This is a genomic window from Paraconexibacter sp. AEG42_29 (genome assembly GCF_040581415.1).
GTDB lineage: Bacteria > Actinomycetota > Thermoleophilia > Solirubrobacterales > Solirubrobacteraceae > Paraconexibacter.
Window position 1 is genome coordinate 153,667 of sequence record NZ_CP114014.1, and the last position, 12,201, is coordinate 165,867.

Consider the following 12,201-nt stretch of genomic DNA (forward strand, 5'->3'; position numbering starts at 1 on the left):
GGATTCACACGACGCTAGTGAATCCGGATTCACAGCGCAACTCCGTCGCGTTCACCGGGTCCGCCGCCGCAGCTGTCACCGTTCCGGGCCAGTCCTCCGTTCGAGGACGGCTTCCGTCTGCCGATCTGGCTGCCTGCGAAAAAGGACTCTCGCCTTGCGCCGTACTCTCCGCTCCCTCCTGGCCGCGACCGTGATCGGGCTCGCCGCCGCTCCCGCCGCGTCCGCGGCCGAGCCGCCGAACCAGAACGACCCCTGCTCCAGCAACGCGCGCAACACCTGCGGGACGACGGGCGTCGGGGACTACAAGACGTACAAGTTCGGTCCCCGCTGGTTCGGCGACTACCGCGGCGCGATCCCTGGGGTCACCGGGGCGAGCTTCTGCATCGACCTGCGCTTCTGGTACCCGGCGAAGTCCTACGGCTACGAGAAGCGCTCGCTCAGCGCCGGCCTCAAGAACCGCGACGGGGACACGGTCACGGTGGGGAACCTGCGCCGGATGGCGTACGCGCTGTGGTCCGACGGGCGCACGCAGAGCAAGACCTCGCAGGGCGCCGTGATGCTCTACGTCCACCGGCTGATGGGCGACGGCGCCCCCGGTGAGATCGACCCGAAGGCCGTCAGCCCGGCGGTCGCCGCGGCGTTCACGCGCATCACGCGCGAGGCGACGAAGTACGCGGGCCCGTACAAGCTGGACCTCAAGGCGCCCGACAAGCTCGTCGCGGGCAAGGCCGACAAGCTGACCGCGCGCGTGCTGGCGGCGTCGGGGGCCGCGGTGCCCGGCGTCACGCTGAAGCTCAGCGGCAGCGGCGCGGACGGCCTGGCGAAGACTGCCAACACGGGGTCCGGCGGCAGCGTCGACATCCCGGTGACGGCCGACGACGCGGCGGGCGGGCTGAAGGTCACCGTCACCACCGAGGACCTGCCGTCGACCCTGCCGGTGATGTACGTCCCGACGAAGGGCCCCGCGGCCCGGAGCGGCCAGCGCCTCGTCGTCCCCGACTCCCAGACGCTGACTGCGCGCGCCGCGGTGACGGTGCAGGCCCAGCCGACGGTCCGCACGCAGGTCAGCTCGGCGACGCTCGAGCCGGGCGACGCCGTCAGCGACACCGTGATCGTCGAGGGCCTCCAGGGCCGGACCGCGACCGTCAACGCGATGCTCTACGGCCCGTTCCCGTCGGTCGACAAGATCGTCTGCACGACGCCGCCGGTGTGGACCGGCACGGTCACCGCCACCGGGGACGGCTCGTACGTGACCGAGCCGGTGGTCCTGACCCAGCCCGGCTACTACACCTACCGCGAGTCGCTCGTGGCGACCGACACCGTCGCCGGCGTCGAGACCGCGTGCGCCGAGGCGTCCGAGACGACCGTCGTCCGCGGGCGCCCGGCGATCCGCACGCAGATCAGCGCGGCGGAGACCAAGCCCGGCGCCCAGATCACCGACACTGCGGTGGTCAGCGGCCTCGGCACCCTCAGCGCGCCGGTCCAGGTCGAGCTCTGGGGCCCGTACGACGCGCTCGCGGACATGACGTGCACCGGGACACCGGTCCACACGAGCACGTTCACCGCCAACGGGGACGGCTCGTACGTCACCGAGCCGGTGACGCTCCCGCGGGCGGGGTACTACACCTACCGCGAGGCGATCCTCGAGACGCCCGCCTACGCAGGCGTGCAGACCGAGTGCGGCGAAGCGACGGAGACGACCTTCGCCAAGGCCGCCCCCGCCGTCACCACCGTGGTGTCCAGCGCCGTCGTCAAGCCGGGCGCGAGCATCTTCGACCGGGTCAAGGTCACGGGCGCCGGGCAGACGCCGCTGAAGATCGAGGTCGACCTCTACGGGCCGTTCGCCTCGCGCGCGGCCATGCGCTGCACCGGCACCCCGCTCTCGCGCACGACGCTCGAGACGCCGGGGGACGGGACGTTCAGCTCCGCCAAGGTGAAGGTGGCCAACGCCGGCTTCTACACCTACCGCGAGCGGATCAAGGGCACCGCGCTGATCACGGCGACGCAGACCGAATGCGGCGAGGAGGCCGAGACGTCGCTCGCGGCGCCACTGATCCTGACGGGCCGCGGCGACCGCACGACGGGGCACGGCGGCCTGCCGGCCCGCAAGGCACAGACGGCATCGGCGGTCACCCCGACGCGCGTGTCCGTCGCGCGGCTCGGCGTCAGCGCTCCCGTCGCGGCAGTCGACATCGACATGGCGACCGGCGCGCTCGACGTCCCGAAGAACATCCAGCGGGTCGGCTGGTGGCGCGACGGCGCGGCGCCCGGGAGCACCGCCGGCACGGTCCTGCTCGCGGGCCACGTCGACAGCGCCCGCGACGGCGGCGGCGCGTTCTACGCGCTGAAGGGCGCACGGCCCGGCGACGTGGTCAAGGTCACGAGCGACGACGGGCGGACGCGGTCCTACCGGGTGACGTCGCGGAAGTCCGTGCGCAAGAACGCGCTCCCGGCGTCGATCTTCACGCGCAAGGGGCCGAAGCGCCTGGTGCTCGTGACCTGCGGCGGCCCGTTCCTGCAGGACGTGGGCCACTACCGCGACAACGTGATCGTGACCGCGCGGCCGGTCTGAGGACGCCTTGCCCGAGCCGGCGCCCGCTGCGGCGCTGGCTCAGGCCTGGCGCGGCACGATGAAGCTCGTGACCAGCGCTGTCGCGAAGCCGATGAGCCGGTCGTCCGTGAAGTGGTCCGGGTCGGTGAGCGCCAGGCGGATGCCCTGCTCGGCACCGGCGATCAGGATCGCGGTCGTCAGCTCGGCGTCGAGGTGGTCGAGCCGCAGGTACTCGAGGCCCCAGCTCACCAGCGGCTCGATCTGCAGGAGGAACTGCTGGTGGTTGCGCTCGACGGCGGCGCGCGCCGCGGGCGGCATGCCGTCGGCGGGCAGCACGAAGATCCGCCAGGTGGCGGGCCGCCGGCGCGCGGCCTGCAGGACGGCGCCGAGCGCGGCCTGCAGCACCTCGGCGGGATCGGCGTAGGGCGGGCGCGGGATCGCGGCGGCGAGGTCGGCCACCGCGCGCTCGAGCTCGCGGTCGACCATCGCGCTGAGCAGCGCGTCGGGGTTGTCGAACGACGCGTAGACGACGGTCTTCGCGAGGTCCGCCTCCCGGGCGACCGCCTCGATCGAGAACGCGCCGAACCCCTGCGTGTCGACGATCTCCAGGGCCGCGTCCAGCAGCTGCTCGCGCCGCTCCTCGCGGGAGCGCCGGGGTGAGTACTTGCGGGTCGGAGCCTTGGCCATCGCGGGGTAGCTTGACATGCGACAACCGCGGTACCACGCCTGTGTCACGGCCGGATAGCATCGGCCCATGCGCTCAGCCCGTGTCCTGACCCTCGCCGGGGCGGCGGCGGCAGCCGTCGCAGTGGCCGGTTCGGCAGCGGCGGTCACGCCCGTCACCCCCGACCCGGTCGCGCCCGCTCTGACGTCGACGCTGAAGCAGCTCAAGGCGAAGACGAAGCTCCCGGTGCTGCTGCCGTCCGAGCTGCCCGTGTTCCGCGAGGGCAAGAAGCCGCTGTACCCGACGATCGGCGCCGACGCCAAGAGCTACGCGGTGACGCTCGGCCTGGTCCCGGACTGCGGCGCGAACGTGTGCAGCGTCGGCTACCTCTACGCGCTGCGGACGAAGAAGTTCCCGTCCGCTGCCCAGGGCAAGTACAAGGTGAAGCTCCGCAAGGGCGCGACCGGCCGCTACCAGCCGCTCTCCTGCGGCGCCAGCTGCACGCCCCCGACGATCACCTTCCGCTCGGCCGGGGTCAACTACTCCTACTCGTTGAAGCTCGACATCAAGCGGCCCGACACCGACCGCTCGGTGCTGACGAAGCTCGCGAACCAGGCGCTGGCCGCCGGCCCGCGCTAGCTTTCGCGGGGTCGGTCAAGGGCGGCGGTGGCCGTAGGTCATCGCCGCGACTGGCAATCGCGGTATTTGCGTGGATCGGGCTGCGGGCCCCGGCAGGTCGCTCTGGGTGCGGCAGGCTGATGAGGCGCCGTCGTGCGGCAGGCTTTCGTGTGCGCCGTCAGAGAGCGGCTGCGCGGGCGGGCGGCAAGCTAGTGTGCGCCGTCGAGCGGCTTAGCCGGAACGCCGTCACCGCCCGCGCGCCGAGCGCGAGCGTAGCGCCGATCGTCGTAGGGCTGTTGGGTTTGAAGAAGGCGCCAGCAGAGCCGGCAGGCGTGCCGGGCAAGCGCAACGCGCGCTTGCATCGGGCGCATCCCGCGCGCGGTCAGCTGCGTGTTGCGGGCGGCGAACGCTGGGGCGTAGAGCGAGAGGCCCCAGGCGATGCCCATCAGCGCGTCGCGGTGCTCGGCCATTCCGGTCCTGGCGATCTTGCCGCGCCGGGTGATTGTCGAGGACTGATAGCTCGCCGGCGCCAGACCCGTCGCCGAGTACAGATGCTCGGGGGTGGGCCAGCGCTCGATCGGCAGCGTGAACGCGCTGAACGCTGCAGCGCGAACGACCGCGACCCCGGGCAGGCTGGTCAGGACCTGACCCGGCGTCTGCGCAAGGAGCGCCTCAAGCTGGGTCTCGCAGACCGCGATGTCGGCTTGGAGGTCCTGCCAGCGACGCAGGTCGCGACCGAGCCGCTGCGCGCGCAGCTCGGCATCGACCGGCGGCGCCAGGAGCCGCTTCCAGCGCTGTGCCCAGAACGCGGCGGTCGCCTCGGTCATCCGGCCCGGTGCGCGAGCCAAGAGCGACCGCGCGGACGGTGCTCGACCGGTGAACGCGACCGCGCAGGCAAGCGCGGCCTGTCCGGTCGGCGAGTCGATGAGCAACGCCCGACCCTGACAGGCCGGCGAGGACAAGCCCGGGCAGAGCGCATTGAGCTGATCGTGCAGCCGCTGCTGCAGCTTCTTGCGCGCGTCGACGAGCTGGCGGCGATGACGAACCGTCCCCAACAACGCCTCGACCGCATCCGGCTCAGCGGCCCGGCCGGCACCCTGCCTCAGCAGCCAGACCATCGCAGCGCAATCGCGGTCATCAGTCTTAAACCGCCGCGATCCAAGCTGCGCCCTGGCCGCGGTCGTCTCCGATGGCGCGAACAACCGAAGCGACCCCGGCCAGCGTCGCTGGATCTCCGTCGCCCACGCCCGATGCAACGCCCCGGTCTCTTCCATCCCGATCACCGGCGGCCCGCCGACCCGGCTCTCCGCGATCAACCGCTCGAGCTCCTCGATCCCGTCACGAAGCACCGGCAACGACACCGGCTCCCCGATCAACCCACGCTCCCCGGTGGTCAACCACACACGATTCACCGCCTTGCCCGGATCGATCGCGATCACCAACGTCGACGCCGGCACCTCCGTCCGCAGCAGTCCGTCCATCTCTCTCCCTCTCAGGACAAAGAAGAAGACCCTCCCCGACACCGCCGAGAAGGACCTCTCAACAACCGGACTGCTGATCTATCAGCCGGCTCGCTGAGCGTCGGGCGCGTCGACGACCGCGAGCACGTCCCCGGCCGACACCTGGTCGCCCGCCGCGACCGGCAGCGCGCTCAGCGTGCCGTCCGCCGGCGCGACGATCTCGTGCTCCATCTTCATGGCCTCGAGTACGAGCAGCGGCGTGCCGGCGGTGACCTGCGCGCCGGCCTCCGCGAGGACGCGCAGGACGGTGCCGGGCATCGGCGAGGTCAGCGACCCGGCGCTGAGCGCGGCCGTCGGGTCGACGAACCGCGGCAGTTTGCGCAGCGGCGCCTCGCCGTCGGGCGTCGTGACCGCGTCCGGGCCGACCCGGTAGGTCCGGCGCAGACCGTCCGCCGTCAGCGTGACGGCGTCCGCCGCGACCGCGTGCAGGACGATGCCCGCGGGCTCCACGAGCTGCGTGCCGGTGCGGTCGTAGCGGTAGCGGACCTCGAGCTCGTCCTCGTGGGCGGTGGCGAAGCGCGCGACCTGCGGGACGGCGGGGTTGTTGCGCCAGCCGGAGGGCACGCCCGCCAGCACGGTCGCAGCCGCCCGCCGGCCCGCCGCCCCGGCGAGTGCGGCCGCCAGCGCGGCGACGCGGGTCTGCTCCGCGTCCAGCAGCGGCGCGGCGAGCGCGGCGACGTCCGCGCGGTCCAGCCACGCGGTGTCGGCCTCGCCGCCGAGGAACTCCGGCGAGCGCAGGACCCGAACGAGGAAGTCGCGATTGGTCGTCGTCCCCTGCACGGCGGCGCGGGCGAGGGCGTCCGCGAGCTTGCGCGCGGCCTCCTCGCGGGTGGCGCCGTGCGCGATCACCTTGGCGATCATGGGGTCGTAGAACGGTGAGATCTCGCTGCCGCTCTGGACTCCCGTGTCGACCCGCACGGCGTCGTCGACCTCGAACCGGGTGAGGGTGCCGGTGACCGGGAGGAAGTCGTTCGCCGGGTCCTCGGCGTAGAGCCGGGCCTCCATCGCCCAGCCGTCGAGCGGCGGCGCGGCGGCAGCGGCCGGCAGCGCGCGGCCCTCGGCGACCAGCAGCTGCAGCTCGACGAGGTCGAGCCCCGTGACCAGCTCCGTCACCGGGTGCTCCACCTGCAGCCGGGTGTTGACCTCGAGGAAGAAGAAGTCCTGCGTCCCGTCGACCAGCAGGAACTCGACGGTGCCCGCGCCCGTGTACTGCAGCGCCTGCCCCGCCTTGATCGCGGCGTCGGCCAGCCGCGCGCGCAGGGCCGCGTCCACCGCGGGGGACGGCGCCTCCTCGATGACCTTCTGGTGGCGGCGCTGGACCGAGCAGTCGCGTTCGTGCAGGGCGAGCACCGTCCCGTGCGTGTCGCCCATGAGCTGCACCTCGACGTGCCGCGAGCGCGGGGCGTAGCGCTCCAGGAAGACGGTCGCGTCCCCGAACGCGCTGCCGGCCTCGCGCTGGGCGGCCTCGACCGCGCCGGCCAGCGCGCCCGCGTCGGCCACGACGCGCATGCCCTTGCCGCCCCCGCCCGCGCTGGCCTTCACCAGCAGCGGGAAGCCGACCCGCGCCGCCGCGTCGTCCAGCGACTCGCCGTCGGTCAGGTGCGCACCCGGCAGCACCGGCACGCCGGCCGCCTCCATCCGCTCGCGCGCACCGATCTTCGAGCCCATCGCGACGATCGCCTCGGGCGACGGCCCGACCCAGATCAGGCCCGCGTCCACCACGGCGCGCGCGAACCCGGCGTTCTCGGACAGGAACCCGTAGCCGGGATGGATGGCGTCCGCCCCCGTGGCCAGGGCGGCCGCGATGACCGCATCACCCCGCAGGTAGGAGTCCGCCGGGCTGGAGCCGCCAAGCGCCACGGCCACGTCTGCTTCGCGCACGAAGAGGGCGTCCGCGTCGGGCTCGGAGTAGACGGCGACCGTGCCGACACCCAGGCGGCGACAGGTCGCGAAGACGCGGCGGGCGATCTCCCCCCGGTTGGCGACGAGAACACGGTTGATGGAAGCGGAAGGCATGGGAGGGACCTCGTCCTACATTCGGAAGACGCCGAAGCCCTCGGCGCCTTCCACGGGTGCGTTGTGGACGACGCCGAGCGCCAGCCCCAGGACCGTGCGCGTGTCGCGCGGGTCGATGATCGCGTCGTCGTAGCCGCGCGAGGAGTTCGCGAGCGCGGTCTGCTCGGACTCGATCTGCGCCTCGACCATGCCGCGCATGTTCTTGTCGAACTCCTCGTCGTACTCCTGCCCGCGGGCCTCGGCGGCGCCGCGCGCGACGATCGACAGCACGCCGGCCAGCTGCGCCGGGCCCATCACCGACGACTGCGCGTTCGGCCAGCTGAACAGGAACCGCGGGTCGTAGCCGCGGCCGGACATCGCGTAGTTGGCCGCACCGTACGAGCCGCCGATGATCACGCCCAGGTGGGGGACCTTCGAGTTCGACACGGCGTTGATCATCTTCGCGCCGTCCTTGATGATCCCGCCCTGCTCGTAGTCCTTGCCGACCATGAACCCGGTTGTGTTGTGCAGGAAGACGAGCGGGACGTCCTTCTGGTTCGCGAGCTGGATGAACTGCGCGGCCTTCTGCGCCTCCTCGGAGAACAGGATCCCCTGGATGTTCGCCAGCACGCCGACGGGGTGGCCGTGGATCGCGCCCCAGCCGGTGGACAGCGACGCGCCGTAGAGCGGCTTGAACTCGTCGTAGCGCGAGCCGTCCAGCAGGCGGGCCAGGACCTCGCGCGTGTCGAACGGGACCTTGGGGTCGGCGGACGGCAGCGCGACGAGGTCCTCGGTGTCGTACAGCGGGTCGGCCGGTGGCAGGGTCGGCCCCGGCCCGTGCCGGCGCCAGTTCAGCGACCGCACGATCTCGCGCCCGATCCGCATCGCGTCCTGCTCGTCCGCGGCGAGGTAGTCGGCCAGGCCGCTGGTCTTCGCGTGCATCTCCGCGCCGCCGAGCTCCTCGTCGCCGCTGTCCTCCCCGGTCGCCATCTTCACGAGCGGCGGCCCGCCGAGGAAGACCTTCGCGCGCCCCTCGACGAAGACCGTGTAGTCGGACATGCCGGGGACGTAGGCCCCACCCGCCGTCGAGTTGCCGAAGACCAGCGCGATCGTCGGGATGCCGAGCGACGAGAGTCGCGTCAGGTTGCGAAAGGTCGCGCCGCCGGGGACGAACGCGTCGGCCTGCGTCGGCAGGTCCGCGCCGCCGGACTCCACCAGGGAGATCAGCGGCAGCCGGTTCGCGACGCAGATCTCGTGCCCGCGCAGCGCCTTCTTCAGCGTGTACGGATTCGACGCGCCGCCGCGGATCGTCGGGTCGTTGGCGCTCACGAAGCAGACGACGCCCTCGACGACGCCGATCCCGGACACGAGCGAGGCCCCGGTCGTGAAGTCGGTGTGGTGGGCCATGAACGGCTGCAGCTCGAGGAACGGGCTGTCGCGGTCCAGCAGCAGCGCGATCCGCTCACGCGGCAGCAGCTTGCCGCGTTTGCGGTGGCGCGCGACGTACTTCTCACCGCCGCCGCCGTTGAGCGTCTCGAGCAGGCCGTCGATCTCGGTCAGGCGCTCGAGCATGGCGGCGCGATTCGCGGCCGCCGCGTCCGAGCGCGGGTCGAAGCTGGAGCGGAGCGTCGCCACGGCGCGAGCATATGCTGAAACCGATTCAGGTGTTCGCCGTTGTCCCGGCCCGACAAGCGGCACCGGCCCGGTTGGGTGGTCTGACAGCGCGTCGCCGGTCAAGGCGCGGATAGCGTCTGCCAATGAGCAAGCACCCAGTTGTCATCTACGGCGCCAGCGGCTACACCGGCCGCCTCGTGGCCGAGTACCTGCGCCAGTTCCACGTGCCGTTCACCGCGGCCGGGCGTGACGCAGGCAAGCTGCAGGCGATCATGGACAAGGTCCCCGGCATCGAGACCGCGACCTACGACTGCGTCGCCGTCGAGCACACGGTCGAGGGGCTGACCGAGCTGTTCAAGGGCTCCAAGGTGGTCTGCAACATGGTCGGCCCCTTCGCGGCCCTCGGCATGGACGTCGCGGAGGCCGCGCTTGCCGCCGGCTGCCACTACATCGACACGACCGGTGAGCAGAACTGGATGATCGACGTCCAGGAGAAGCTCGGCGACGCCTACGCGCAGGAAGGCCTGCTGCTGTCGCCCTGCATCGCGCAGATGTACACCAACGGCGAGATCGCGGCCAACATCGCGCTCGAGAACCCGGGCGTCGACACCCTCGACACGCTCGTCCTGTGGGGCGGCGATCCGACGATCGCGTCGACGGCGTCGATCTTCACGATCCTGATGGCCGACCACCTCTACCTCGAGAACAACGAGTACCAGAAGTGGCCGGGGGACGCCTCGTTCAACGTCTCCGTCCCGGGGCAGCACGAGACGGCGCTCGTCCTCACCTGGGGCGGGATCGCCCACCCGGTCTGGTTCAAGGACGACCCGCGCGTGATCACCTGCAAGTCGCGCGGCGGCCTGTTCAACCAGACCGTGATGCAGGGTGTCGTCCAGGTCATCGAGATCATCGAGACGCAGGTCAAGCCCCTCCCCACCGAGGAGGAGCAGCAGGCCGCGATCGCCGCGATCACCGCGCAGATGCCGGAGACGGTGACGCCGCCGCGCGAGAACGCGCTCGTCAACCGGTCGCTCGACAGCGTGATCGGCAGCGGCCCGCTGGGCGCGGTCCAGGTCGTGATCCGCGGCAACAACAACTACCAGCAGACCGGCCTGCTGCAGGCGTACGCCGCGTTCTCGCTCCTCAGCCAGCCGCCGAAGCGCGTCGGCTTCGCGTCGGCGTGCCAGGCGTTCGGGCACCGCGAGCTGCTCGGCGTCCAGCAGCGCTTCGGCCTCGTCGGCGAGCCGGTCGTCACCGCCGTCTGATCAAGCGTCGTCCCTCCGACGATCCGGGCCGCCCGTGGGCGGCCCGGTGTCGTTCTGGGGGTTGGGCTCGGGTCAGCGACTGCGGTGCCGCGGCGAGAGCCGTGGCTTCAGCGGGCGGACCGGCCGCACGGGCTGGGGGACGACGGGCATCACCGGACGGCGACGCGGCTGGCCGGGACGGGGATTCGGTACTGGCATGGGTGCTCCTGACGACGGAGTTCGGCATTGGGGGCGCCGGACCGCGACGGCCACGGGCGCACGAGAGCGTACGACGGGGCAGGGACGGCAGGGGTCACGGACGGCGGACAGGGCACGCGGCGACAGCCGGGGCTGGGCGTGCGGATCGGTCTGATTCTCAGTTGTCCATGACGGTCATGACCGTACCAGCCGGCCCCGACCGGGCGCAAACGGCGTAACCAAAGCCGTTCGAGGTCCTAGCATGGTGAGAGCGATCTGGGACTCCATTGCGCCCGGTCGCTCAACCGATCCGCCGCTTCATCCGATATCACCCAGTGACCGTGGTCCTGCTTCCGAACCACATAGAGCTCTACCCGGACCGCGACGGCCTGCCGTCGGTCGCGGTCACGTTCGACCTGACGCCGTCCCAGGTGGAGGCCGTCCTCCACGGGCTGCGCACGGTCCGGGAGGCGCGTTACGCCCTCTCGCAGATCTCCACCGACGACGCGATCGCCCTGCGGGAGTTCACCGCGCTGATCGACGTCCTCGCCGATCTGTCCGGGCGGCAGGGGGTCGGGCGCGTCCAGATGACCGTCGCCCGCCTCGGTGTCCTGCGCACGGCGCTTGCGGAGTTCGCCTCCGGCGAGCACCTCGAGCGCGAGGGGGACGCCCTGCAGCGCCCGATCATCCTCGAGGTGCTCGACGCGGTCGAGGAGATCCACGTCCGCGCGGTTCGCGCCGCCCTCGACGGCGCACTCACGCCGAACCCGTAGCGCCGCGGCGCCCTGCGGCGCCTACGGCGTCCGCCCCGGCGTCGTCAGTCCTCGTCGCGCTGCTCCTCGTCGCCGGCCGCCGGCGCCGACTCCTCGTTGCGCTGCACGGTCCCCTCGACCTGCGGCGGACCCTCGAGCCCGCCGGCCCGCAGCGTGATCTTCTTGCCGTCCTTCGTCGTCAGCGAGAACGGCTTGCGGTCGTACGGATCACTCGGGATCGGGCTCATCGTGCGAGCCTAACGCCGGGGCTGCCGCCTGCGCGCTACCCGGTCGTCTGCCGGTAGCCGAGGAGCTTCGACACCGTCACGAACGTGTAGCCGCGGCTCTTGAGCGTGCTGATGATGGTGGGGACGGCCTTCCGCGTGTTGGGCCGGGTGCTGCTGCCGCCGGCCTCCCCGTCGTGCATGACGATGATCGACCCCGGGCGCGTCGCCTTCAGCACGCCGGCGACGATGTCGGCGGCCGGCGGCTCGTCGTAGTCCGCGGGGCTGACGTCCCAGGCGACCGTGCTCATCCCCTCCGCGCGGGCGCGCTTGACGAGGTCGCTGCCCACGGAGTCGAACGGCGGGCGGAAGGCGCACGGGGTGTAGCCGGTCGCCTTGCGGATGGCGTCGCTCGCCTTGGTCAGCTCCGTCGTCGCCTCCGGGCCCCCGTTGCCGAGGTCGGCGTGCGTGAAGCTGTGGTTCTGGAACTCGTGGCCGGCGGCGAACGCACGCTTGACCACCGCGACCCGCGCCGGGATCTTGTCGGCCTGGGGGAAGAAGGTCGCTTTCACGTTCGCCGTCTTCAGGCTCGCCAGCAGCTGTGCCGTACCCGCGGACGGGCCGTCGTCGAAGGTCAGCGCCACGAGCTTGCGGGTGCGCGGGCCGTTCTTGACCACCGCGCTCCCGGGCTTGCTCTTGCAGCCCGTCACCCGTGGCGTCTGGGCGGCTCCGCCCGAGGTGGCCACGCCGCCGGCCGCCAGGCCCGCGACCAGCACACCGGCCACCACCGCTCCCGCACGCGCTCGCATGGACTGCACTAT

The 12,201-nt window shown here is 72.0% G+C and carries 10 protein-coding genes; 4 read left to right on the forward strand and 6 right to left on the reverse strand.

Features of this window, described 5'->3' with window-relative positions:
* Nucleotides 1-154: 154 nt before the first annotated feature.
* Complete coding sequence (locus DSM112329_RS00730) at nucleotides 155-2,572, forward strand: class F sortase (RefSeq protein WP_354699889.1); 2,418 nt, start codon at nucleotides 155-157, stop codon at nucleotides 2,570-2,572.
* A 39-nt stretch (nucleotides 2,573-2,611) separates the two neighbouring features.
* Here the strand turns inward: DSM112329_RS00730 and DSM112329_RS00735 are convergent, their stop codons facing one another.
* A complete protein-coding gene (locus DSM112329_RS00735) occupies nucleotides 2,612-3,256 on the reverse strand; it encodes a TetR/AcrR family transcriptional regulator (protein WP_354699890.1) in 645 nt (214 codons plus the stop codon).
* A gap of 49 nt (nucleotides 3,257-3,305) precedes the next feature.
* Between DSM112329_RS00735 and DSM112329_RS00740 the strand changes: the two genes are divergently transcribed.
* Nucleotides 3,306-3,854 (forward strand): hypothetical protein, encoded by a 549-nt coding sequence (locus DSM112329_RS00740; protein WP_354699891.1) that lies wholly within the window; start codon nucleotides 3,306-3,308, stop codon nucleotides 3,852-3,854.
* A gap of 188 nt (nucleotides 3,855-4,042) precedes the next feature.
* Here the strand turns inward: DSM112329_RS00740 and DSM112329_RS00745 are convergent, their stop codons facing one another.
* The 3 genes from DSM112329_RS00745 to DSM112329_RS00755 form a co-directional block, all read right to left on the reverse strand.
* A complete protein-coding gene (locus tag DSM112329_RS00745) occupies nucleotides 4,043-5,314 on the reverse strand; it encodes an IS110 family transposase (protein WP_354699892.1) in 1,272 nt (423 codons plus the stop codon).
* Between the two features lie 81 nt (nucleotides 5,315-5,395).
* On the reverse strand, nucleotides 5,396-7,369 hold the full coding sequence (locus DSM112329_RS00750) for a biotin carboxylase N-terminal domain-containing protein (RefSeq protein ID WP_354699893.1): 1,974 nt from the start codon (nucleotides 7,367-7,369) through the stop codon (nucleotides 5,396-5,398).
* Nucleotides 7,370-7,384: 15 nt separating this feature from the next.
* Nucleotides 7,385-8,983, reverse strand: a complete 1,599-nt coding sequence (locus DSM112329_RS00755) for a carboxyl transferase domain-containing protein (protein ID WP_354699894.1) — start codon at nucleotides 8,981-8,983, stop codon at nucleotides 7,385-7,387.
* Nucleotides 8,984-9,105: 122 nt separating this feature from the next.
* Between DSM112329_RS00755 and DSM112329_RS00760 the strand changes: the two genes are divergently transcribed.
* Both DSM112329_RS00760 and DSM112329_RS00765 read left to right on the forward strand, forming a co-directional pair.
* Nucleotides 9,106-10,227 (forward strand): DUF5938 domain-containing protein, encoded by a 1,122-nt coding sequence (locus tag DSM112329_RS00760; RefSeq protein ID WP_354699895.1) that lies wholly within the window; start codon nucleotides 9,106-9,108, stop codon nucleotides 10,225-10,227.
* 518 nt (nucleotides 10,228-10,745) lie between these two features.
* Nucleotides 10,746-11,177 carry a hypothetical protein gene (locus tag DSM112329_RS00765; protein WP_354699896.1) on the forward strand — a complete coding sequence of 144 codons (432 nt, stop codon included), beginning with the start codon at nucleotides 10,746-10,748 and terminating at the stop codon, nucleotides 11,175-11,177.
* A gap of 44 nt (nucleotides 11,178-11,221) precedes the next feature.
* Here DSM112329_RS00765 and DSM112329_RS00770 read toward each other — a convergent pair whose 3' ends face one another.
* Nucleotides 11,222-11,404, reverse strand: coding sequence for a hypothetical protein (locus DSM112329_RS00770; protein WP_354699897.1), 183 nt, complete (start codon nucleotides 11,402-11,404; stop codon nucleotides 11,222-11,224).
* Nucleotides 11,405-11,439: 35 nt separating this feature from the next.
* Entirely contained in the window at nucleotides 11,440-12,189 is a 750-nt protein-coding gene (locus tag DSM112329_RS00775; RefSeq protein WP_354699898.1) for a polysaccharide deacetylase family protein, read from the reverse strand.
* Nucleotides 12,190-12,201 lie beyond the last annotated feature (12 nt).

Excerpts from the sequence above, each read along its gene's own strand:
- DSM112329_RS00735 (WP_354699890.1), bottom strand. The coding sequence starts at position 3,256 with ATGTCAAGCTACCCCGCGATGGCCAAGGCTCCGACCCGCAAGTACTCA.
- DSM112329_RS00740 (WP_354699891.1), top strand. The coding sequence starts at position 3,306 with ATGCGCTCAGCCCGTGTCCTGACCCTCGCCGGGGCGGCGGCGGCAGCC.
- DSM112329_RS00745 (WP_354699892.1), bottom strand. The coding sequence starts at position 5,314 with ATGGACGGACTGCTGCGGACGGAGGTGCCGGCGTCGACGTTGGTGATC.
- DSM112329_RS00750 (WP_354699893.1), bottom strand. The coding sequence starts at position 7,369 with ATGCCTTCCGCTTCCATCAACCGTGTTCTCGTCGCCAACCGGGGGGAG.
- DSM112329_RS00760 (WP_354699895.1), top strand. The coding sequence starts at position 9,106 with ATGAGCAAGCACCCAGTTGTCATCTACGGCGCCAGCGGCTACACCGGC.
- DSM112329_RS00770 (WP_354699897.1), bottom strand. The coding sequence starts at position 11,404 with ATGAGCCCGATCCCGAGTGATCCGTACGACCGCAAGCCGTTCTCGCTG.
- DSM112329_RS00775 (WP_354699898.1), bottom strand. The coding sequence starts at position 12,189 with ATGCGAGCGCGTGCGGGAGCGGTGGTGGCCGGTGTGCTGGTCGCGGGC.